Source organism: Pseudonocardia xinjiangensis (assembly GCF_012911925.1).
In the GTDB taxonomy this organism is placed as follows: Bacteria; Actinomycetota; Actinomycetes; order Mycobacteriales; family Pseudonocardiaceae; genus Pseudonocardia; species Pseudonocardia xinjiangensis.
In genome coordinates, this window is sequence record NZ_JAAXKY010000093.1 from 1 (window position 1) to 21,687 (window position 21,687).

Genomic DNA, 21,687 nt, shown 5'->3' on the forward strand with positions numbered 1-21,687 from the left:
GGTCGCGGGGGGAGGCCACCTCGACGCCGTACGGGGCGAGCCAGGCGTCCACCAGTTCCAGCGCGAACTCGGTGAGGGCCACCGACTTCCCGCGCACGGCGGCGATCCCGGCCTCTTCCAGCTGGTCCAGCGCCGAGAGCAACGGGACCATCGCCAGGATCGGGGGTGTTCCGCTGACCACGCCGCGGACGCCGTCGGCCGGCGCGTAGCCGGGGCCCATCAGGAACGGGTCGCGGCGGCCCATCCAGCCCTGGATCGGCTGGCGGAGGGTGTCCTGCAGGTCGCGGCGGACGTAGCCGAATGCAGGTGAGCCGGGGCCGCCGTTGAGGTACTTGTACGTGCAGCCGACGGCCAGGTCGACGCCCCAGGTGTCGAGCTCCAGCTCCACCGAGCCGGCGGAGTGGCAGAGGTCCCAGAGCACCAGCCCGCCGGCGTCGTGCACGATCCGGGTGATCGCCGGGGCGTCGGCGAGCCACCCCGACCGGTAGGCGATGTGACTGAACAGCACCAGGCCGGTGCCCTGCCCGACGACGGCTGCGACCTGCTCGGGCGTGACCCCCTCGGCGGGGTCGGGCTCGATCCAGCGCAGGACGCACCCGCGTTCCGCGGCGATGCCCTCCAGCACGTAGCGGTCGGTGGGGAAGTTGTCGGTGTCGAGGACGATCTCGCGGCGGCCGTCGCGGGCCTGCGCGTCGACGGCGGCGCGCGCCAGCTTGTAGAGCAGGACGGTGGTCGAGTCGGCGACGACGGTCTGGCCGGGGGCGGCACCGAGCGCGGCGGCGGCGATCCGGTCGCCGACCAGGCCGGGCCAGTCCATCCACGGTCGGTCCGAGCTCGCGCCGGCGGGCCCGTCGCCGGTCCAGCCGCGGATGAGCCCGCCACCCCACTCCTCGCGGACGAACCGCTCGAGCCGTTCGGCGGTGCCGGCCAGCGGGCGGCCGAGGGAGTTGCCGTCGAGGTAGGCGACCACGCCGGGGCTGGGGACGAAGCGGTCGCGGTGCGCGGCGAGCGGGTCGGCGGCATCCAGCTCGGCGGCCCGCGAAGCGAGGTCGAGGGTGTCGGCGGTCATGCGCCGATCTCCGTGCGTACCGCGTACAGCTCGGGGAAGAACGTCAGCTCCAGCGCCGCCCGCAGGAACTTGACCCCGCTGGAACCGCCGGTGCCGCGCTTCACCCCGATCGTGCGCTCCACGGTTTTGAGGTGCCGGAACCGCCAGAGCTGGAAGTTCTCCTCCAGGTCCACCAGCTCCTCGCAGGCTTCGTAGGCCTCCCAGTACTCGTGGGAGTGCTCGTAGATCCGACGGAAGACGGGCACGAGCTCGGGGCAGAACGTGTGCGGCTGCGTGACGTCGCGTTCCAGCAGCGTGCGCGGCACGTCGTGGCCGTGGCGGGCCAGGTAGCGCAGGAACTCGTCGTAGACGCTGGGGCGGGCCAGCAGCTCGGCGAGCTGGGCGCGGGCCCGCTCGTCGTGGCCGAACAGCTGGAGCATCTCGGCGTTCTTGTTGCCGAGCACGAACTCGACGGCGCGGTACTGGTCGGACTGGAACCCCGACGACGTGCCGAGGAAGCTGCGGAACTCCGCGTACTCGGACGGGGTGAGCGTGGCGAGCACCGACCACTGGTCGGTGAGGGTGCGCTGGATGTGCTTCACCCGCGCCAGCCCCTTGAGCGCGGGCCGCAGGTCGTCGGCGGCCAGCTGGGCCTGCACGGCGCGCAGCTCGTGGAGCACCAGCTTGAGCCACAGCTCCGACGTCTGGTGCTGCACGATGAACAGCAGCTCGTCGTGGTGCGCCGGCCTGCTCACCGGGTGCTGGGCCGACAGCAGCTCGTCCAGGTGCAGGTAGGCACCGTAGGAGAGGTTTACCCGGCCCTCGCGCGAGCTGTCGACGCCGAACTCGCGGACGATGCCGTCCTCGAGCGGGCGGCTGCCGCCGGTGTCGCTCATGGGTGGAACCTTAGGACGTGCCCCGCTCGGTCACCGTGTGTCGATTGTCGCGCTGCGGGGTCGGCCGGCCCGTCAGCTGCCGCCGGGCTTGCCTCCGAGGTGCTCCTTGAGCTCCTTCATCACGCCGCTCGGGGCGTCGACCTTCCGCACTCCCTTCAGCGCCTCGACGAGGTCGTCCCCGGCGCCGTTCTTCTTCGCCAGCGCGGCGAGGGCCTTGCCGTCCATGGGGTAGTCGGCACCCTTGAGGTACTTCTGTACCTCGGTGACCTGGAACGCCGGGCCCTCGACGTCCTTGTAGGTCTTGTCGTCGGCCTTGTTGCCGCCGGGGGTGGAGCGGCCGAGCTCACCCTTCAGCTGCTTCATCACCTCGTTCGGGCCGTCCACCTTGCCGACGCCCTTCAGCGCCTCGACGAGGTCCTTGCCCGCGCCGTTCTTCTTCGCCAGCCCGGCGAGGGCCTTGCCGTCCATCGGGTAGTCGGCGCCCTTGAGGGAGCGCTGCACCTCGGTCACCTGAAAAGCCATGTCGAGGGGCTACCCGATGCCCCCACCGCTATGCGGCCCCGCCGCCCTCAGAACTCCGTGCCGTGCTGGGGGAGGCGGTCGGCCAGGAACGCAGCGTCGACGCCGCGCAGCGCGGCCGGGTCGTCGCTCTCCAGCAGCCCACCGCGGGCGAGGGTCGCGGCGCGCTCTCCGCCGAACAGCAGCGGGCCCAGCCCCGCGATGTCCATCGCGACCGAGGGGCCGCCCGCGGCCACGCGTTCGCACTCGGCCCCGTCCGGGCCGCCGCGCAGCCGGAACCGGCCGCCGAGGTCGAGGAACGGGTCGTGCACGTCGAGGACGACGTCGACCTCGGTGCGGTACCGGCGGGCCGACAGCGCGGCCGGTACGTCCAGGACGCGGGCCCACATGCCGTCGCGCAGGCGGGTGGTGCGCACCTGCCGGGGGTCGGCGAGCAGGTAGCCCAGCGGGTCGTCGAGCGGGTGGGACCACACCGCCACCGTCTCCACGAGGTCGAGGGCGAGCAGCACCCGCCACAGCGCGGCGTGCGCCTCCGCGGTGACGCTCACCAGCTCCACCACGCGGCACGTCCGCTCGCCGTGCTCGATGCGGTAGGAGGCGTAACCGTCGGCGTGGACCAGGTGGAACAGCGCCGTGCCGCCCCCGCGCCGCGACTCGCGGTCGAGCATGTGGTTGTCCCACCACGCCTCGCTGCGGCTGAGTGCACCCGGCACGAGGGCGGTCCAGCGACGGTGGATGTCGGGGAAGAGCAGCCGTGCCTCGTTGCCGTCGATCTCCCGGACGCCGCCCGGGTCGGGCGCGCCGGGCCGGAACGTGGCGCGGCGGCGCGTGATCTCCACGGCCCGGTGCTGGGTGGTGATGCCGTAGCCGAAGCGGCCGTAGATCGCGCCCTCGCTCGCGGTGAGGAGCGAGACCGCGCTGCCGTCGGCCACGAAACCGCGGTGCTGCTCGGTCATCAGTGCGCGCAGGATGCCGCGCCGCCGGTGGGTGACGGCCACGGTAACCCAGGTGACGCCGGGCGCGGGCAGCGTGGCTCCGCCGGGCAGCGTGACCTCGAACGGGAACGAGCCGGTGACCCCGAGGATCGGGCCGTCCTGCTTCGCGCCGTCCGCGGGGTCCTGGGCCAGCAGGTAGCGGTCGGGGTCGAACAGCGGCCGGAAGTCCTCGATGTCGGTGTCGCTGTAGTGCACCCCGAACCCACGCCCGTCCGTGGTGGTGATGGCGCGCAGGTCGTCGGCGGTGGCTCGGCGCAGGACGGGGGAGGCAGGAGCATGCGGCACGGTCAGTGATTGTGACGGCCGCACGGTGCGTCGTCGACCTGTTTGCCGGGATCAGGACGGCTGGGGCTCGCCCAGGTCGGCCCGGCCGGGGGTCAGGACCTCCTGGTAGAGCTCGTGCAGGCGCCGAGCCCACCCGATCGCCTCGTACTCGGCGAGGAACCGCTCCCGCGCCGCCGTCCCGAGTAACTCCCGCCGGGCCCCGTCCTCGGTGAGGGCGACGAGCGCGTCGGCGATCGCGGCGGGGTGCAGGGCCACGAGCACACCGGTGTCGGCCGTGACGATCTCCGGGACGCCCCCGACCCGGGTGGCGACGGCCGGGACACCGGCCGCCATCGCCCGCAGCAGCGCCGTGGGCGCCGCACCGGAGCGGGCGGTGTGCAGCACCAGGTCCGCCGCCCCGAGCAGGGCCGTGGGCTCCTGGTGGCGATGCACGAACCGGACGCGCTCGGTCAGGTCGTCGCTCGCGTCCACCCGTGACTCCAGCCACGGCCGCAGCGGGCCGTCCCCGGCCAGCGCGACCACCAGGCGGAGGCCGTCCGGAAGCGACTCGAGTGCTTCGAGCAGGAGCTCGTGGCCCTGGTCGCGGCGCATCGGCGCCGTGCTCACCGCGAGCACCTCCCCGTCGCCGACCCCGAGGGCGCTGCGCCGGCGCTGCCGCTCGGCGGGGTCGACGGGGCCCGGGTCGGTGACGCCGTTCGGGACCACGACGAGGTTCTGCGCGGACCCCGCTCCCGACAGGCCGCGGTACCACTCCCGCTGCACCTGCGAGATCGCGATCGTGCGGGCCATGAACCGCTGCCGGGCGAGGATCTTCGCCGTGCGCTTGAACCGGTCGATCCGGTCGGCGGGCAGGTTCTCGATGCGGTGCAGCGTGGAGACGGCAGGCAGCCGGTTGCGCAGCGCCGCCGCCGCGCCGACCACGTCGGCAGGTGGCAGGTGGGTGTGGACGAGCTGGACCCGCTGGTCCCGGATGAGCTGTGCGGTGCGGCCGACGGCGCGGGGGTCCCACGGGCCGAGCCCCAGCTCCGACACCGGCACCCCGAGCCGCTGCAGTGCGCTCACCTGGCTGGTCTCGGACGTGGACGCCAGCGCGATCACCACGAACTCCATCCCGGTGTCCTGCGCCGCCCCGGCGAGGTCGACCAGGCCGATCTCCGGCGCGTCGGGGTGCAGGGTCGGGACCAGGTGCGCGATCTTCACGGGCCCTCAGGGTACTGACGCCCGCCCGTAGCGTCGCGATGACACGACGTTGATTCCCCGGGCGTCGGAAGAGGCACATGTGGCCACGTGACGCCGGGAGCCGGGCAGGATGGGACGCCGACGGAAAGGTGGGCACATGGACGTGCGTCGACCGGTGGGCCCGCAGCACGACGAGGCCGGCCCGGACGCCCCGCTGATCCTGCTGTCGGACGCCTCGACCGCGGTGGAGCGAGGGCTCGTCGAGGACTGGATGCGGCAGGAGGAGCTGCGCCCGGTCGCGGTCCTGCCGGTGGCGGGTGCCGCGCTGGCGTCGACGCTGGCGGAGTCCGGCGAGGACGCGGTCGTCGCCGCGGTACGGGTGGCCTGGCTGCCCCGCGAGCGCGGCGGCCAGCGCCGGGTGCGCTGGGCGGACGTCCTCGCGCTGCGCAACCCGCGCCATCCCCCGTCGAGCCAGCAGGCCCGCATCGTGCGGCGGGAGCCGGACCGGGTGGCGGTCGTGGTGGCCGAGCCCGCCACCGTCGGGTCCCTGCGGGCCCGCTTCACGGCCCGTCGCCCCGGCGCGGCGGCGGGGTTCGACGACTTCGTGGCCCGGCAGGCGGCACTGGCTCTCGACCGGGCCGAACGCGCGCTGGTCGGCGACCGGTACAAGGTGCCGCGGCAGATCGTCGAGGCGATCGATGCCAGCCCGGAGTTCCGCCGCGAGGTCGGTGAGCTCGCGGCCCGGCTCGGGCGTCCCGAGGCGGACGTGGCGGCGAAGGCGCGGGCCGACCTGCACGGGCTCGTCGCGTCGATGAGCCCGCTGGCCGTCGACCTGTTGACGGCGGCGGTGCGGCCGCTGCACGCCAGGGCGTGGGACGTCCAGGTGGACAGCGCCGGTCTGGAGAAGCTGCGCGAGCGCAACCGGCGCCACCCGCTGGTGTTCCTGCCGAGCCACCGCTCCTACGCCGACCCGTTACTCCTGGCCGAGGTGCTCGCCGAGCACAACTTCCCCCGCAACCACGTGCTCGGTGGTGACAACCTGCGGTTCTGGCCGGTGGGTCCGCTGGCCAAGCGCGCGGGCATCGTCTTCATCCGGCGCAGCTTCGGCGACGACGAGATCTACAAGCTCGCCGTCCGCGAGTACTTCGCGTTCCTGCTGGCCAAGCGGTTCAACCTGGAGTGGTACATGGAGGGCGGCCGCTCCCGCACCGGGAAGCTGCGGCCGCCGCGCTACGGGCTGCTGGCGAACGTGGCCGAGGCCGTCGAGCGGGGGCGCACCGAGGACGTCCACCTCGTGCCGGTCTCGATCACCTACGACCAGCTGCGTGAGGTGTCGGCGATGGCGGCCGAGCAGGCCGGGGCGCCGAAGAAGGGGGAGGGGCTGGCCTGGCTCGCGCGGTACGCAAAGGCGCAGCTGCGCCCCATCGGCGCCGCACACGTGCGGTTCGCCGAGCCGATCTCGCTGCGCGCGGCACTCGGTCCGGCGTCGGCCACGGCGGACCCGGACGCGCGCCGCCTGGCTCTGCAGAAGGTGGCGTTCGAGGTCGCGGTGGGGATCAACCAGGTCACGCCGGTGGTGGCGACCGCGCTGGTCACCCTCGCGTTGCTGGGCGTCCGCGACCGGGCGCTCACGCTGGGGCAGGTGCAGCGCGTGCTGGAGCCCGTGCGCTCCTACGTCCGGAGCCGGGGCTGCGCGATCGACGTGAACCGACCCGACCCGCTGGAGACCGCGGCGGGAGTCCGCCGCGTGCTGGCGGCCCTGGCCGAGTCGAAGGTCGTCACGGTCTACACGGGCGGGGAGGAGCCGGTGTACGCGATCGAGCGCGGCCAGCACCTGATCGCCGCGTTCTACCGCAACAGCGCCATTCATCATTTCGTGGACCGGGCGATCGCCGAGCTCGTGCTGCTCAGCCCCGCCGACGACCGCTGGGAGGAGGCGATGCGGCTGCGTGACCTGCTGAAGTTCGAGTTCTTCTTCCCGGAACGGGAGAGCTACCGGGCCCAGCTGTCGGAAGAGCTGCGGCAGCTGCACCCGGCGTGGGAGACCGAGCCGGGGGAGCATGTCCTCGCGGGCGCCGACTTCCTCATCGCCCACCGCGTGCTCCGGTCGTTCCTCGACGCGCAGCTCGTGGTGGCCGAGCGGCTGGCGGCCCGTGCGGCAGCGCGTCCGGTGGTGGAGAAGACCTTCCTCGACGAGTGCAGCGGCGTCGGCCAGCAGATGCTGTTGCAGGGGCGGCTGCACGGCCCGGAGTCGCTCTCCCGCGAGCTGTTCGGCAGCGCACTGAAGCTGGCGGGCAACCGGGACCTGCTGGGTTCGGCGGACGACCCGGCGGGCCACGATGAGCTGGCGCGGCGGCGGGAGGCCTTCGCCGCCCAGCTACGTGCTGCCGTCGCCCGGGTGATCCGGATCGACGAGATCGACGCCGCGTCGCGGCGGGAGGCGGTGGGAGTCGAACCGTGAGTACCGCTACCAGTGGCTCGGCCGGCCAGGCCTGGAGCGAGGAGCAGTTGCTCGCCGACGTCGAGGCCGGTCCGCAGGGCCCGCGCGTCGGCGCGTTCTTCGACTTCGACGGCACCCTGATCGACGGGTACTCGCTCGGTGCGTTCGCGCGCCACCACATGCGTTCCGGGCACGTCACCCCGGGCGACATCGGACGGATGCTGCTGCTCGGCATGCGCGGGCTCACCACGGAGGAGGACTTCGAGGACTTCTTCGTGCTCGGCATGCGCGCCTGGGCGGGCCGCCACGAGGACGAGCTGGCGGAGCTGGGGGAGCGGCTGTGGACCCAGGCCGTGGCCGGCTCGCTGTACCCGGAGGCGTGGCGGCTGGTGGAGGCGCACCGCCGGGCCGGGCACACGGTGGTGCTGGCGTCGTCGGCCACGAGGTTCCAGGTGGAGCCGGCGGCACGCGCGATGGGGGTCGACCACGTGCTGGTGACGCCCGTGGAGATCGAGAACGGGCTGTGCACCGGCCGTCCGGGCGGCCCACCGCTGTGGCGGGCGGGCAAGGCCGCCGCGGTGCGGACGTTCGCCCAGCAGCACGGCATCGACCTCGCCGAGAGCTACGCCTACTCCAACGGCGACGAGGACGTGCCGTTCCTGTCCACCGCGGGACGCGCGCGGGCGCTGAACCCCGGCCCGGGGCTGGCCGCCGAGGCGGCGCGGAGGGACTGGCCGATCGCGCGGTTCCGGTCGCGGGGCCGCCCGGGCGCCCGGGAGCTCGCCCGCACGGTGGGGGCCGTGGGCGGCACGCTCGGGGGGTTCGCCGCGGGCCTCGCGCTCGGTGCTCTCAACAGCGTGGCGGGGGAGGGCACCAGACGCGAGGCCGTCGACCTCGGGCTCACCCTGGCCGGCGAGCTGGGCACCGCGCTGGGCGGGGTGCGCCTCGACGTCCGCGGCGCGGAGCACCTGATGGCCGCCCGCCCCGCGGTGTTCCTGTTCAACCACCAGAGCCAGCTCGACGTGCTGATCCTGGCGAAGCTGCTGCGCAGCAACTTCACCGCGGTCGCCAAGAAGGAGGCCGCGACCGTGCCCGGGTTCGGGCTGGCGTTCCGGCTCGCCGACGTCGCGTTCGTCGACCGCACCGACCCGACGGCCGCGCGGGCGGCGCTCGAACCGGCGGTGCAGCGGCTGCGGGAAGGGATCTCGCTGGTCATCGCGCCCGAGGGCACCCGGTCGATCACCCCGGCGCTGGGCCCGTTCAAGAAAGGCGCGTTCCACGTCGCGATGCAGGCCGGGGTGCCCATCGTGCCGATCGTCATCCGCAACGCGGGCGAGCTGATGTGGCGCGGGGCGTCGACGCTGCGGGAGGGCACGGTGCAGGTGGCCGTGCTGCCGCCGATCCCGACCGACGGGTGGACGGTGGAGGAGCTGGACCGCCACATCGAGGACGTCCGCGGCCGCTACGTCGAGGCGTTGGCGCACTGGGGTGGTCCCGCGGCCGGTGCCGCCCCGAGCGGGAAGGTCGCCGTGACCGACGGCCCGGCCGGACCCGTCGGTGCTCCGCTCGACGCGCGACCCCTGCGGTGGGGCACCGCGCCGGAGATGAACGCGCTGGAGACGGCGATGTGGCGGGGCGAGGCGGCCGACCCGCGGCTGCGCTCGAACGTGACGTTGCTGGAGCTGCTCGACCCGGCGCCGGACTGGGAACGGCTCGTCGCCTCGCACGAGTGGGCGTCCCGGATGGTGCCGCGGATGCGGCAGCGGGTGGTGGAACCGGCGCTGGGAATCGGGGCACCGACCTGGGCGACCGTCGACCACCTCGACCTCGTCCACCACCTGTCGCGGGTGCGCCTGCGCTCCCCCGGGACGATGGCGCAGGCGCTGGAGGTCGTGCAGGAGTTCGCGGCGGCACCGTTCGACCGCAGCCGGCCGCTGTGGCGGGCGCTGCTGGTGGAGGGACTGGAGGGTGGCCGCGCCGCGTACGTCGTGACCACGCATCACAGCGCCACCGACGGGCTCGGCGCCGTGCAGCTCATGGGCATGCTGCACAGCCGCTCACCCGAGCACGACCCGCACCGGCCCGAGCCGCCGGAACCGCATCCGGAACGGCCGGTGTCACCGTTCGGGCTGCTCACCGACCAGGTACGGCGCACGGCCCGCGGAGTGCCGGGAGAGGTGCTCCGGCTCGGCGCTGACGTCCTCGGCGCGTTGTCGAGGCCGGAGGCGGCCGCCCAGCACGCCGTCGACGCGGTGCGCTCGCTCAACCGGGCGGTGGCGCCGCCGTCGGCGGGCGGGTCGCCCCTGCTCGCGCAGCGCAGCGGCCACTGGCACTTCGAGGTGCTCGACGTCCCGTTCGACGAGCTGAGAGCCGGCGCGAAGGCGGCCGGTGGGTCGCTGAACGACGGCTACCTGGCCGCGGTGCTGGGCGGTTTCCGGCGCTACCACCAGCACTTCGGGGCCGACCTGGGCACCATCCCGATCGGCATCCCGATCAGCCTCCGAACCCAGGACGACCCGCAGGGCGGCAACAGGTTCACCGGAGCCCGGCTCCCCGGCTCGCTCGCCGAGCCCGACCCGGCGGCCCGGATCCAGGCCGTGCGGGAGTTCGTGCTCACCGCCAGGGCCGGCACGGGTGTGGACGTGGTGGGGCTGCTCGCACCGGCACTGACGTGGCTGCCGGGGTCCGTGCTCGGCCCGGCGTCGGCCCGGCTGACCTCGGCCAACGACGTGCAGGTCTCCAACCTGCCCGGGGTGGGCCACCCCGTGTACATCGCAGGGTCGCGGATCACGCACATGTACCCGTTCGGTCCGCTGCCGGGAGTCGCGGCGACGATCACCCTGCTCTCCCACGACGGCACGTGCTGCATCGGCCTCAACCTCGACCCCGCCGCGATCACCGAGCCCTCGGTGCTGGTGGCCGGGCTGCGCGCCGGCCTCGACGAGGTGGTGGCGCTGGCCGGCTCGAAGGGACGGGGCCACCGGTCACGGCGGTGACTCCGTGAACGTGGTGGCGACGGGCTGGTGGTCCGACGCCTCGGTGTCGGTGAGGACCACGGCGCTCTCGACCCGTTCCGCGAGGTCGGGCGTGGCCAGGATGTAGTCGATCCGCTTGCCGCGCTTCGTGAGCATGTCCCGGTAGAGGGTGTGCCCGTCCTCCTCGGCGTTGCCCGCCGCGGTCCAGGTGTCCACGAACCCGTCGGGCCGCTGGAGCCGTCCGTACCTCGGGCTGCGCGGTCCGGTCAGAAGCGCGTACGGGGGGTCGTCCGGGGTGAAGTTGAGGTCGCCCATGAGGATCGCGCTCGGGGGCACGGCGGGCAGCGGGGACTCCGACCACGACGGATCGAGCCGGCCGTGGTCGGTGACCGCCGTGCCGGACGTCACGGCTCCGTCGGCCGCAGCGCGCCGGTGGGTCTCGAGGGTGAGCTGGGCGTGCTGCATGCGCTCGTCCGTGCACAGATGCGAGAAATGGCTGGTGTACACGCGCACCACGCCCAGCGGCGTCTCGATCGTCGCCTCGGTGAGCCCGCGCTGGATGGAATGCGCGTTGAGCGGGCTCAGCTTCGGGAAGAGGAACGTCCGGGTCGTGAGGATCGGCCACCGCGACAGCACCGCATTCCCGAACCGGCGGCGGCGATGCACCCCGGCCACGGTCTTGTGGATGTCGACGGTGGCGCCGTAGACGACGTGGTAGTCACCGAGCGCGGCGGCGATGTGCTCGACCTGATGGACGTTGCCGGACCGGTCCCAGTAGGCCTCGGCCTCCTGGAGTCCGACGATGTCGGCCCCGAGGAGAGCCTGCGCCGTCCGGTCGATGTCGTAGCGGCCGTCGCGGCCCCTGCCGAACTGGATGTTGTACGTGACGACGCGCATTGGCGGCTGCATCTCCCTGGTCGGCGCCGGACCCCTGCCAGCAGAGTTAGGCGGACGACCTTGCGTGGGCGTGTCGTGCCGGTGGCCGGCTTGGGGCGGCTCGGCCAAAGCGGCTGACAGATGGTGCGGCGGGGCCGTCGAAACGGGCGACTCGCGGGCGGGGATCGGGCGACCCGCGGGTGGGGCCGGCGCAGGCCGGCGAGCGGGGCCGCGTCACCGCGTGGGGTAGGCCGGTGATCGTTATGAGATCCGGCTCTTCGCCCCTCAGAGGGCCGACACGTGGATCTCGGGCCTGGTGATCGTTGCGAGATCCGGCCTCTTGGCCCTGCGGAGGGCGGAGACGCGGATCTGGCGCCGATCAAGCGTCCCCGGCGGGCAGGGAACGGGCGACTCGCGGGCTGGAATCGGGCGACTCGCGGGCAGGGAACGGGCGACTCGCGGGCTGGAATCGGGCGACTCGCGGGCGGGGAACGGGCGGCTCGCGGGGGATGATGTCCTCGTGATGCCCCTTCCCCTGGACGGGATCGTCGTCGTCTCCTGCGAACAGGCCGTGGCCGCGCCGTTCGCCACCCGCCAGCTCGCCGAGCTGGGTGCCCGGGTGATCAAGGTGGAGCGCCCGGGTGACGGCGACTTCGCCCGGGCCTACGACACCGCCGTGAGCGGGCTGTCCAGCCACTTCGTCTGGCTCAACCGGTCGAAGGAGAGCCTGGCGCTCGACCTGAAGGCCGACGCGGGAGCGGGTGCGGACGCGGTGATGCCCCGGCTGCTGGCCCGCGCCGACGTCTTCGTGCAGAACTTCGCGCCCGGTGCGGCGGAGCGGCTCGGGCTGGGGCACGAGGCCCTGCGCGAGCGGTACCCCCGGCTGGTCACCTGCTCGATCTCCGGGTACGGGCCGTCCGGGCCGTACCGGGACGCGAAGGCCTACGACCTGCTGATCCAGTCCGAGGCGGGGCTGGTCTCGGTCACCGGAACGCCGGAGGAGCCGGCGAAGAGCGGCATCCCGGCCGCAGACATCGGCGCGGGCATGTACGCGTTCTCCGGGATCCTCGCCGCTCTCTACGACCGCGAGCGCACGGGTGTCGGCACGCACCTGGAGATCAGCCTCTTCGACGCGCTGGTGGAGTGGATGGGGTTCCCGCTGCAGTACACGGCGGGGAGCGGCGCCCCGCCGCCGCGCGCCGGCACCAGCCATCCCGCGATCGCGCCCTACGGCACGTTCGCGGCGGGTGACCGCACCGAGGTCGTGATCGGGATCCAGAACGAGCGGGAGTGGGCGGCGTTCTGCGGGGTCGTCCTGCAGCGCCCGGCCCTGGCCGGCGACGAGCGGTTCCGGACGGGGGCGCTGCGGGTGCGGCACCGCCCGGCCCTGCACGCCGAGATCGACGCCGTGTTCGCCCGCCTCACCGGTGACGAGGTGACGGCGCGGCTCGCCGCGGCCCGGATCGCCCACGCCCGCCGCCGGGAGGTGGCCGACGTGCTCGAACACCCCCAGCTCGCCGCGCGGGACCGCTGGACCGAGGTCGGCTCGCCCGCCGGCCCGCTGCGCACGGTGCTGCCGCCGATCACGCTGCCCGGACGGCCGCCCCGCCTGGACCCGATCCCGGAGGTCGGCGAGCACACGCGGGCGATCCTCGACTGGCTCGACGACTGACCTCGAATCCGGCAAAAAGCCGAAACGGGATCTCGAATAACTGTCGGGATCTGTCACCTGCTCAGCCTCCGGCGTTCATTTCGTCGTCGTCGACCGATCCGCGGACGGCACTACTTTTGCCCGATCATCATGACGGCGGAGGTAATGTGCAGTTCAGTGGTATGAGTCGGCGTGACGTGCTCCGCGTGGGAGGCGCCCTGGCCGGCGGCGCAGCGGTCAAGCTGCTCCCTTCGGTTGCGTTCTCGCCACCGGCCCCGGGGGCGCCGGATCAGACGAAAACGGTGCAGGGCACCTTTCCGCCGAGCATCTCGGACTGGTACTACCTGCCGGTGGAGGTCCCCAAGGGGGTCAACCAGATCGATGTCGTGTACTCCTACGACAAGCCGACGGTGCCCAGCGGAACGCGCGGAAACGCCTGTGACATCGGGATGTTCGGCCCGGAGGGTCACGACCTGGGCAACCAGCGCGGTTTCCGCGGGTGGTCCGGCGGCTTCCGGGACCGGTTCTCGATCAGCGCGTCGGAGGCGACCCCGGGATACGTGCCGGGCCCCATCAAGCCCGGCACGTGGCACGTGATCCTCGGCCCGTACACGGTGGCGCCGCAGGGCATGAACTACCACGTCGACATCACGCTGCACTTCGGACCGGAAGGCGCGCCCTTCGTCCCGCATCCGGCACCCACCACGGCGCCCGCGAAGCAGCGGGGCAAGGCCTGGTACCGGGGCGACTGCCATCTGCACACCGTGCACTCCGACGGAAAGCGGACCCCGGACGAGCTGGTCGCCGACGCCAGGGCGGCCGGCCTGGACTTCATCGTGTCCACCGACCACAACACGCTCAGCTCGCAGCTCCAGTGGGGCGACCACGCCACGGACGACCTGCTGATCCTCAACGGCGAGGAGGTCACGACGCGATCCGGGCACTGGCCGGCGATCGGTCTGCCCGCCGGCACCTGGATCGACTGGCGCTACCGCGCCGCGGACCGGAACGACTACAAGAAGTTCGTCGATCAGGTGCACAAGGCCGGGGGGCTGGTCACGGCCGCGCACCCGTTCGCGAACTGTTTCGGCTGCACGTTCGAGTTCGCCTACGAGCTCTCCGACCTCGTGGAGGTCTGGAACGGCCCGTGGACCGACGAGGACCAGCAGTCGGTCAACCACTGGGACGGCCTGCTGCGATCCGGGCAGTTCATCCCCGCGGTCGGTGACTCCGACGCCCACAACCCCGACCAGACCGTCGCCCTGCCGCACACGGTGGTTCTGGCCGACAGCCTCGCGCAGAAGGACCTGCTCGCCGGGATGAAGGCCGGCCGGTCCTGGCTCGCGGAGTCCTCGGCGGTCACCCTGTCGTTCGCCGCGTCGTCGGGCGGGCGCTCCGCCGGCATCGGCGACCGGCTCCCCGCCGACATCGGCGTGCCCGTGACCGTGGAGGTCGAGGTGGGCGGGGTGCCCGGCACGTCGGTGGTGATCCTCGACCAGCTCGGCGTCGAGCACACCGAGACCGTGCCGTCGTCCGGCACGGCGAAGGTCGGCTGGACCACCGACGCGCGGTACAGCAGGTGGGTCCGGGCCGAGGTGCGCCGCGCCTCCGGCAGCCCCAAGACCACGGTGGCCAACGCGATGGTGGCGATGACCAACCCGATCTTCATCGGGAAGCCCTGAGTCCCTGCCGTCCAGGCACGCTCACGCCACCCCGGCGGCTTCCCGGAGGTCTGCGAGCCGCGGTTCCATCTCCTCGGCGGGTACGTCCGCCATGATCTCGGCGGCGATCGGCACGGACGTGGTGAGCAGGTCGCCGGGGAACAGGTCGATCCGGCTCACCGACGGAGCTCCGAGCGTGCGCAGCGACGCTCCTGGGGCGAGAGCGTCCACGGTCGTGGCGAGCGGGCCGCCGGTCCAGACGGGGATGCCGGCGAGGGTGCCGGCGCTCGCGACGTGCGTGTGCCCGGCCAGCACCAGCCGGACGTCCGTGCCCGTGAGCTCGGCGCCGAGCTCGTCGCGGTGCAGCAGCGGGATGGCTGTGGCGAGCGGCGATGCGCTGGGCAGTGGCGGGTGGTGCAGCACGAGCACGGTTCCGGCGGGTGCGGGCTCGGCCAGCAGGGCGCGCAGCCACGCGAGCTGTCCCGGCCGGAGCGCGCCGTGGGCCTGGCCGGGCACGGTGCTGTCCAGGACGACGATGCGCAGCGCACCGACGTGCACGACGTGGTCGAACGGTGCGGTCGACGGCGCCTCGCCCAGCAGGTGCTCCCGCAGTGCGCCGCGGTCGTCGTGGTTGCCTGCGGCGAGGACGACCGGTACCCCGAGGCGCTGCGCCGCCGGCTCCACGATCGCCCGCAGCCGCCGATACTCCTCGGGCCGCCCGTGCTCGGTCAGGTCGCCGCTGAGCACGAGTGCGCCCAGGCCGTGTCCGTCCGGCCCCGGGCCCATGCCGGTGACGGTCTGCAGGGCGCGGTCGAGGAGGGCGGCGGTGTCGACGCCGCCCGGGAGGGGGTCGCCCTCGGCGACGAGGTGGAGGTCGGTGAGCTGGACCAGGGTGTGCGTGGGGCCGGAGATCGTCACGCCCCCATCGTGGGCCGGGGTTAGTGTCGGCGCCATGGAGTCCGACCGGCTGGGTCGTCGGGTATGGGGGCTCTTCACCCCGTACCGCACGAGCCTGGTGATCATCGGCGTCGCGGTGCTGCTCAGCAGCGGGCTGGGCATCATCACCCCGTTCCTCACCCAGGCCGTGTTCGACCATGCGCTGTTCCCGGTGGGCGGCGGTGGCGTGCGCATCCCGTTGCTGGCGTGGCTGGTGGGCGGGATGGTGGCGGTGCCCGTCGTCACCGCCCTGATCGGGGTCTACCAGACCTACCAGACCACGCTGCTCGGCAACCGCGTGATGGCCGATCTGCGCAGCAGGCTGTTCGAGCACCTGCAGCGGATGGACCTGGCGTTCTTCACCGCCACCCGCACCGGCGCCATCCAGTCGCGGCTGGCCAACGACGTCGGTGGCGTGCAGTCGGTGCTGTCGGAGACGGCCAGCTCGATCCTGGGCAACGTCGTGACGGTGGTGGCGGCGCTGATCGCGATGCTGCTGCTCAGCTGGGAGCTGACGCTCGTCGCCGTGGCGCTGACCCCGCTGTTCGTGCTGCTGCAGGTGCGGGTGGGCCGGGTGCGGCGCAAGCTCGCCGGGCGCACCCAGGAGTCGCTGTCGGACATGACGGCGATCACCCAGGAGTCGCTGTCGGTGTCCGGTGTGCTCCTGACGAAGGTGTTCAACCGGCAGGCCTACGAGGTGGGGCGCTACCGCGACGAGAACGCCCGCCAGGTCGACCTGCAGGTGCGCCAGGCGATGTCGGGCCAGTCGTTCTTCGCGGTGGTGCAGACGTTCATGGGCATCACCCCGGCGCTGGTCTACCTCGTGGCCGGTTTCCTCATCGCCGCGGGCGTCGGGGTCAGTGCCGGCACGATCGTCGCTTTCACCACGCTGCAGACGAGACTGCTCTTCCCGACGGTCAACCTGCTGCGCGTCTCACTGGACGTACAGACCTCGCTGGCCCTCTTCGGGCGGATCTTCGACTACCTGGACCTGCGGCCGCGCATCGTCGACGCGCCGGACGCACGCACGCTCGACCCGGCCACCGTCACCGGGCGCGTCGACCTGGAGAGCGTGTGGTTCGCCTACCCGCCCGCGCCACCGCTGGGGGTGGTCGCCGCTCCCGTCGTCGCGCAGGCGGCCGACGGGCGGGGGACCGACGGGGCCGGCACCGACGGGACGGTGACGTGGGCCGTCCGCGACGTCTCCTTCACCGTGGAGCCGGGGCAGCTGGCGGCGATCGTCGGGCCGAGCGGGTCGGGCAAGACGACGCTCTCCTACCTCGTGCCGCGGCTCTACGACGTCAACCGCGGCCGGGTCCTGATCGACGGACGCGACGTCCGCGGGCTCACCCAGGCCTCGGTGGCCGACGCCGTCGGGATGGTCACCCAGGACACCTACCTCCTGCATGCCACGGTTCGCGACAACCTCCGCTACGCGAAGCCCGACGCCACCCAGGCCGAGATCGAGGAGGCCGCGACGGCGGCCAACATCCACGACCGCATCCTGTCCTTCGCCGAGGGCTACGACACGGTCGTGGGCGAACGGGGCTACCGGCTCTCGGGCGGGGAGAAGCAGCGCCTCGCGATCGCGCGGGTGCTGCTGAAGGACCCGCGCATCCTGATCCTCGACGAGGCCACCAGCGCGCTGGACACCACGAGCGAACGGCTCGTGCAGCAGGCGCTGGAGACCGCGACGAGGCGGCGCACCACGATCGCGATCGCGCACCGGCTCTCCACGATCCTCGGCGCCGACGTGATCCTCGCCGTGGACGGCGGCCGGGTGGTGGAGCGCGGCACGCACGCCGAACTGCTCGCGAAGGGCGGGCTCTACGCGCGCCTCTACACCGAGCAGTTCGCCGGCGGGAAGGTCGAGGCGCGCTGCGCCGACGGCGTGCTCTTCACCGACGGGGCGACCCTGGTCGGGCGGCGTACGGGTGAGCCCGCCGTCCCGGGTGCCGGGGACGGCGGGCTCACCGCTTAGCTCGGACCTGCCTGTCAGACCATGTTGCTGCGGTGGATCACCGGGCCACGAGGTAGATGCCGTAGGCCGCGATCGCCGCCGCCGCGAGCAGGCACACGTAGGACAAGGTCGTGGCGACGGCGGGGCTGGCCACGCTCGCGCCGGCCCCGCCACGGGGGGCATCGGGGCGGGCAGCGGACAGCCCGACGAGTGCCAGTGCCACGAGCACGACCACAGCGACGGCAGCCGCCAGCGACACGAGCGCCACGAGCAGCAGCGATCCCCAGTCGATGTTCACGTCCGGTTCCTTCCCTCGGGTTGTGCGGCGGTCAGGCGCCGGCCGGAACGGGCTCGACCCGGCCGGGCACGTCGTTGACGTTGTCGGCGTTGATCGGCCGACGGCGCGAGCTGACGAAGATCCCTGCGGCCACGCCGACTCCCACCACCGCGACGACCACGGTGCCGAAGGTGCCGCCGTCGCTGACCGCCAGCGCTGCCGCCCCGCCGACCACCGCGGCGGCCGGGAGCGTCACCACCCAGGCGAGTGCCATCTGCCCGGCCACACCCCACTGGACCGACGCGAGACGGCGACCGGCGCCCGCCCCGAAGATCGAGCCGGTGCAGACGTGGGTGGTGGACAGCGCGAAGCCCATGTGCGACGAGGTGAGGATGACCGCGGCGCTGCTGGTCTCGGCGGCGAACCCCTGGGGGGTCTGGATGTCGCTCACGCGCTTGCCCAGCGTACGGATGATCCGCCAGCCGCCGAAGTAGGTACCGAGGCCGATGGCCAGGCCGCACGTGAGAATGACCCAGATCGGCGGACCGGAGGCCGCGGGCAATGCCCCGGCGGTGATCAGGGTGAGGGTGATGACCCCCATGGTCTTCTGCGCGTCGCTCGTGCCGTGCGCGAGCGACACCATCGATGCGGAGACGATCTGGCCGACCCGGAATCCGCGACGCGTGGTGCCGTCGTCCGCCTTGGCGGTGATCCGGTAGGCGAGATACGTGGCCACAAGGGCGATTACGCCGGCGACGATCGGAGAGATCACGGCGGGGAGCACCACTTTGCTGATCAGTGCACCGAAATGGATCGCGCCGGTTCCGGCGGCCACCCAGGTGGCTCCGATCAGCCCGCCGAACAGGGCGTGCGAGGAACTCGACGGGATGCCGATCAACCAGGTGACCAGGTTCCACAGGATGGCACCGACGAGGCCGGCGAAGATCACGACAGGTGTGATGCGGGTCTCGTCGACCAATCCGCTGGAGATCGTCTTCGCGACCTCGACGGAGAGGAAAGCACCGACGACGTTGAGCACACCCGAGATCAGGACCGCGACTCTGGGGGGTAAAGCACCCGTGGCGATGGATGTTGCCATGGCATTGGCGGTGTCGTGGAAACCGTTGGTAAAGTCGAATGCGAGCGCAGTGACGACCACCACCACCACGATGACCGAAAAATTCATCTGGGCACGTACCTCCGCGTCATGGTCACGCCATAACGCTACGGGCCGGCGGGTGAACTAAACATGAATGAGTGACCAAAAATATGGTCAGGCACTCACCGCAAAACGGCCGAACGGGACGATCGGCCGGTCATTGCGGTCCTCGTTCACCAATGCGTTGGAGAGTAGTCCTTCAGGAAGCAACCGTGCAGATCCTCGCCTGCCTCGCCGCGCACGATCGGGTCGTACACCCGCGCCGCCCCGTCGACGAGGTCGAGCGGAGCGTGGAACCCCTCGTCGGCCAGCCGCAGCTTCGTGGGGTGCGGGCGTTCGTCGGTGATCCAGCCGGTGTCGACGGCCGTCATGAGGATGCCGTCGGTCTCGAGAAGTTCGCCCGCGCTGGTGCGGGTGAGCATGTTGAGCGCTGCCTTGGCCATGTTGGTGTGGGGGTGGCCCGGTCCCTTGTAGGCGCGGGTGAACTGCCCCTCCATCGCGCTGACGTTCACCACGTACTTGCGCCGTGCCGGTGATGCGGCCAGCGCCGCCCGCAGGCGGCTGATCAGGATGAAGGGGGCCGTCTGGTTGCACAGCTGCACCTCGAGCAGCTCCAGCGGGTCGATCTCCTCCACCCGCTGGGTCCAGCTGTTCACCGGGGCGGTGTCCGGCAGCAGGCCGCCCGCGTCGATCGCGGTGCCCGCGGCGATCCGTTCGGGCGACGCGCTGCCCGCGGTGAGAGCGAGCTCGGCGAGTGCGGTGGGGGTGCGCTGCGGACCGGCCGCGATGGCGGCCGGGCGCTCGTTGCGCACGTGGTCGAAGGTGACGACCTCGACCAGCTCGGCGGCCGGCCCGGGACCCGCGCTCTCCGCCTCGAGCAGCGCCGCGTAGGAACCGGGGGAGCGGCGGACGGTCTGTGCCGCGTTGTTGACCAGGATGTCCAGCGGGCCCTGGGCCGCCACCGAGTCGGCGAGGCCGACGACCTGGGCCGGGTCCCGCAGGTCGATGCCCACGACGCGCAGCCGGTGCAGCCAGTCGGCGCTGTCGGGCATGGCGGCGAACCGGTGCACGGCGTCGTTCGGGAAGCGCGTGGTGATCGTCGTGTGGGCGCCGTCGCGCAGCAGCCGCAGCGCGATGTACATGCCGATCTTCGCTCGGCCGCCGGTGAGGAGGGCCCGGCGCCCCCGCAGGTCGGTGCGGGCATCGCGCCTGCTCCGGTTCAGAGCCGCGCAGGGCGGGCAGAGCTGGTGGTAGAACGCGTCGACCACGTGGTAGCGGTTCTTGCACGTGTAGCAGGCCCGGGAGCGCAGCAGCGTGCCCGCCGTGGCGCCGGCGGCGGTGGAGACGAGGGGCAGGCCCTGGGTCTCGTCGTCGATCCGGCCGGGAGCGCCCGTGGCGGTGGAGGCGGTGACCGCGTGGTCGTTGGCCGCGATCGCCTCCCGCTTCTCCGCCCGGCGGCGGAGCTTCACCGACTTGTAGATCCCGGCGGTGGCGCGCCGGATGCGCACCGCGTCCGGATGCTCGGGGGGAAGGTCATCGACCTCGGCGAGCACCCGGAGGCAGGTCTGCAGGTCAGCGGGGTCGATACCGAACACCCCAGAAGGGTACGGGTGGGTCAGTCCTCGATCTCGGCCAGCGCCTTGCGCGCCTGCTCGAGCTCGGCCTCGAGCGCGGCGACGCGGGCGGCGCGCTGCTCCCGGGCCGCGCCGATCACGGCCTCGATGGGGCCGGCCAGCTCGGCATGCAGCTCCTGTGCCGCCCGAGCGACGGCGGTGGCCGTGACGGGCAGGCCCCGGCTGAGCCAGGTGGTGCCCTGCTTGAGCTCGGCCTGCCAGTCGCCGTCGGCCGTGCCGCTCACGGTGAGGGTGAGCTCGATCGTGCGGGTGGTACGGGCGGTGGAGGTGCCCTTGGGGCGGCCGCGGCGGGGCTTCTCGGGCTCGGCTCCCGGCTCGCCGGTGACCGCGGCGGGCTCCGGGGTCGCCGCGGTGGTGGCCACCACGGTGGGCTCCGGCGCGGGCTCGGGCGTGGCTGCTTCCGGCGTCGCCGCGGCGGCGGGGGCCGATCCCGCGGTGGTGGCGCCGGTGGCTCGCCGGGTCGGGGATGTTTCCTGGGGGGTGCTCATCGGTGCGGCGTGCTCCCTCTCGTGACAGTGCGGCGAACCAGGTTGATGGTAGAACACATGTTCGACCAGGTCGGGGTCGGGGCGTAGGACACAGAGCCGCAAAAACGCTTAGCAAAGCTATAAACTGTCGGTGTGCGCGCCCTGACCAGTTCGTCCCCCCGTCCGGGCTCCGTCCCGGTACGGTCCGCCACCGTGGCCTCCGGTGCAGCGACCTCCGCTGCAGCGACCTCCCGGGGGACCCGACGGGTGGTGGGACGATGACGCGCTTCGAGCTGGGCTGCGACGGCCCGATGACCCTGGTCGTGGGCGTGGACGGCTCCGACACCGGATGGCGCGCCTTCCACTACGCGCTGGGGCAGGCCCGCCGTCAGGGCGCTCAGGTGGTGGCCGTGTTCGCCGAGAGCTTCCCCGCGGCGACGTTCGCGGGTACCGGCGCGCTCGCCCTCCCGATGGCCGAGAGCTCGGCCGACGAGCTGCGCGACGAGCTGCGTGGCGCCGTCGAGGCACTGGCGGCCGAACACGGGGTGCAGGTCCGCTTCGTCGTCGCCGCGGCCGACCCGGTGCTGGCGCTGACGCAGGTCGCGGAGGAGGTGCGGGCCGACGCGATACTGGTGGGCGCGAGCACCCAGGCGGCGCATCGGCTGTTCGGGTCGGTCGCGGTGCGGGCGGTGCGGGCCGGGCGGTGGCCGGTCACCGTCGTGCCCTAGC

Annotated in this window: 17 protein-coding genes; 6 read left to right on the plus strand and 11 right to left on the minus strand. The window is 72.8% G+C overall.

Features of this window, described 5'->3' with window-relative positions; genetic code table 11:
* The 5 genes from HF577_RS24315 to HF577_RS24335 form a co-directional block, all read right to left on the minus strand.
* Positions 1 to 1,069 (minus strand): kynureninase (locus HF577_RS24315; protein WP_169398259.1); only part of this gene is annotated, 1,069 nt, incomplete at its 3' end.
* Positions 1,066 to 1,944, minus strand: coding sequence for a tryptophan 2,3-dioxygenase (locus tag HF577_RS24320; RefSeq protein WP_169398260.1), 879 nt, complete (start codon positions 1,942 to 1,944; stop codon positions 1,066 to 1,068). The genes HF577_RS24315 and HF577_RS24320, both read right to left, overlap by 4 nt.
* Before the next feature lie 72 nt (positions 1,945 to 2,016).
* Positions 2,017 to 2,466, minus strand: a complete 450-nt coding sequence (locus HF577_RS38690) for a DUF2795 domain-containing protein (protein WP_246267137.1) — start codon at positions 2,464 to 2,466, stop codon at positions 2,017 to 2,019.
* Positions 2,467 to 2,513: 47 nt separating this feature from the next.
* Complete coding sequence (locus tag HF577_RS24330) at positions 2,514 to 3,743, minus strand: GNAT family N-acetyltransferase (protein ID WP_169398261.1); 1,230 nt, start codon at positions 3,741 to 3,743, stop codon at positions 2,514 to 2,516.
* Between the two features lie 51 nt (positions 3,744 to 3,794).
* On the minus strand, positions 3,795 to 4,943 hold the full coding sequence (locus tag HF577_RS24335; RefSeq protein ID WP_169398262.1) for a glycosyltransferase: 1,149 nt from the start codon (positions 4,941 to 4,943) through the stop codon (positions 3,795 to 3,797).
* A 136-nt stretch (positions 4,944 to 5,079) separates the two neighbouring features.
* Between HF577_RS24335 and HF577_RS24340 the strand changes: the two genes are divergently transcribed.
* Both HF577_RS24340 and HF577_RS24345 read left to right on the plus strand, forming a co-directional pair.
* The gene (locus HF577_RS24340) at positions 5,080 to 7,383 is read left to right on the plus strand and encodes a glycerol-3-phosphate 1-O-acyltransferase (RefSeq protein ID WP_169398263.1); all 2,304 of its coding nucleotides are present in this window, start codon (positions 5,080 to 5,082) and stop codon (positions 7,381 to 7,383) included.
* Positions 7,380 to 10,358: an HAD-IB family hydrolase gene (locus HF577_RS24345; protein WP_169398264.1), complete on the plus strand. Its 2,979-nt coding sequence runs from the start codon at positions 7,380 to 7,382 to the stop codon at positions 10,356 to 10,358. The genes HF577_RS24340 and HF577_RS24345 overlap by 4 nt, the downstream gene beginning before the upstream one ends.
* On the opposite strand, the gene HF577_RS24350 is transcribed toward HF577_RS24345, so the two are convergent.
* Positions 10,347 to 11,234, minus strand: coding sequence for an endonuclease/exonuclease/phosphatase family protein (locus tag HF577_RS24350; protein WP_169398265.1), 888 nt, complete (start codon positions 11,232 to 11,234; stop codon positions 10,347 to 10,349). The genes HF577_RS24345 and HF577_RS24350 overlap by 12 nt on opposite strands.
* A 502-nt stretch (positions 11,235 to 11,736) precedes the next feature.
* On the opposite strand from HF577_RS24350, the gene HF577_RS24355 reads away from it, so the two are divergent.
* Both HF577_RS24355 and HF577_RS24360 read left to right on the plus strand, forming a co-directional pair.
* Positions 11,737 to 12,885, plus strand: coding sequence for a CaiB/BaiF CoA transferase family protein (locus HF577_RS24355; protein WP_169398281.1), 1,149 nt, complete (start codon positions 11,737 to 11,739; stop codon positions 12,883 to 12,885).
* Positions 12,886 to 13,046: 161 nt separating this feature from the next.
* Positions 13,047 to 14,546: a CehA/McbA family metallohydrolase gene (locus HF577_RS24360; protein ID WP_169398266.1), complete on the plus strand. Its 1,500-nt coding sequence runs from the start codon at positions 13,047 to 13,049 to the stop codon at positions 14,544 to 14,546.
* Positions 14,547 to 14,567: 21 nt separating this feature from the next.
* Here HF577_RS24360 and HF577_RS24365 read toward each other — a convergent pair whose 3' ends face one another.
* Positions 14,568 to 15,443: a metallophosphoesterase gene (locus HF577_RS24365; RefSeq protein WP_312859348.1), complete on the minus strand. Its 876-nt coding sequence runs from the start codon at positions 15,441 to 15,443 to the stop codon at positions 14,568 to 14,570.
* Positions 15,444 to 15,477: 34 nt separating this feature from the next.
* Between HF577_RS24365 and HF577_RS24370 the strand changes: the two genes are divergently transcribed.
* Positions 15,478 to 17,442 (plus strand): ABC transporter ATP-binding protein, encoded by a 1,965-nt coding sequence (locus HF577_RS24370; RefSeq protein WP_169398268.1) that lies wholly within the window; start codon positions 15,478 to 15,480, stop codon positions 17,440 to 17,442.
* A gap of 37 nt (positions 17,443 to 17,479) precedes the next feature.
* Here the strand turns inward: HF577_RS24370 and HF577_RS24375 are convergent, their stop codons facing one another.
* From HF577_RS24375 to HF577_RS24390, 4 genes are all read right to left on the minus strand, one after another.
* Positions 17,480 to 17,719, minus strand: a complete 240-nt coding sequence (locus tag HF577_RS24375; protein WP_169398269.1) for a hypothetical protein — start codon at positions 17,717 to 17,719, stop codon at positions 17,480 to 17,482.
* Positions 17,720 to 17,750: 31 nt separating this feature from the next.
* A complete protein-coding gene (locus HF577_RS24380; protein ID WP_169398270.1) occupies positions 17,751 to 18,884 on the minus strand; it encodes an inorganic phosphate transporter in 1,134 nt (377 codons plus the stop codon).
* A 146-nt stretch (positions 18,885 to 19,030) separates the two neighbouring features.
* Positions 19,031 to 20,452, minus strand: coding sequence for an SDR family oxidoreductase (locus tag HF577_RS24385; protein ID WP_169398271.1), 1,422 nt, complete (start codon positions 20,450 to 20,452; stop codon positions 19,031 to 19,033).
* A 20-nt stretch (positions 20,453 to 20,472) separates the two neighbouring features.
* The gene (locus tag HF577_RS24390) at positions 20,473 to 20,979 is read right to left on the minus strand and encodes a DUF6319 family protein (protein ID WP_169398272.1); all 507 of its coding nucleotides are present in this window, start codon (positions 20,977 to 20,979) and stop codon (positions 20,473 to 20,475) included.
* A 257-nt stretch (positions 20,980 to 21,236) separates the two neighbouring features.
* On the opposite strand from HF577_RS24390, the gene HF577_RS24395 reads away from it, so the two are divergent.
* Entirely contained in the window at positions 21,237 to 21,686 is a 450-nt protein-coding gene (locus HF577_RS24395) for a universal stress protein (RefSeq protein ID WP_169398273.1), read from the plus strand.
* Position 21,687 lies beyond the last annotated feature (1 nt).

Coding starts and splice junctions, on each gene's coding strand:
- HF577_RS24320 (WP_169398260.1), bottom strand. CDS start 1,944: ATGAGCGACACCGGCGGCAGCCGCCCGCTCGAGGACGGCATCGTCCGC.
- HF577_RS38690 (WP_246267137.1), bottom strand. CDS start 2,466: ATGGCTTTTCAGGTGACCGAGGTGCAGCGCTCCCTCAAGGGCGCCGAC.
- HF577_RS24340 (WP_169398263.1), top strand. CDS start 5,080: ATGGACGTGCGTCGACCGGTGGGCCCGCAGCACGACGAGGCCGGCCCG.
- HF577_RS24350 (WP_169398265.1), bottom strand. CDS start 11,234: ATGCGCGTCGTCACGTACAACATCCAGTTCGGCAGGGGCCGCGACGGC.
- HF577_RS24355 (WP_169398281.1), top strand. CDS start 11,737: ATGCCCCTTCCCCTGGACGGGATCGTCGTCGTCTCCTGCGAACAGGCC.
- HF577_RS24360 (WP_169398266.1), top strand. CDS start 13,047: ATGAGTCGGCGTGACGTGCTCCGCGTGGGAGGCGCCCTGGCCGGCGGC.
- HF577_RS24370 (WP_169398268.1), top strand. CDS start 15,478: ATGGAGTCCGACCGGCTGGGTCGTCGGGTATGGGGGCTCTTCACCCCG.
- HF577_RS24380 (WP_169398270.1), bottom strand. CDS start 18,884: ATGAATTTTTCGGTCATCGTGGTGGTGGTGGTCGTCACTGCGCTCGCA.
- HF577_RS24390 (WP_169398272.1), bottom strand. CDS start 20,979: ATGAGCACCCCCCAGGAAACATCCCCGACCCGGCGAGCCACCGGCGCC.
- HF577_RS24395 (WP_169398273.1), top strand. CDS start 21,237: ATGACGCGCTTCGAGCTGGGCTGCGACGGCCCGATGACCCTGGTCGTG.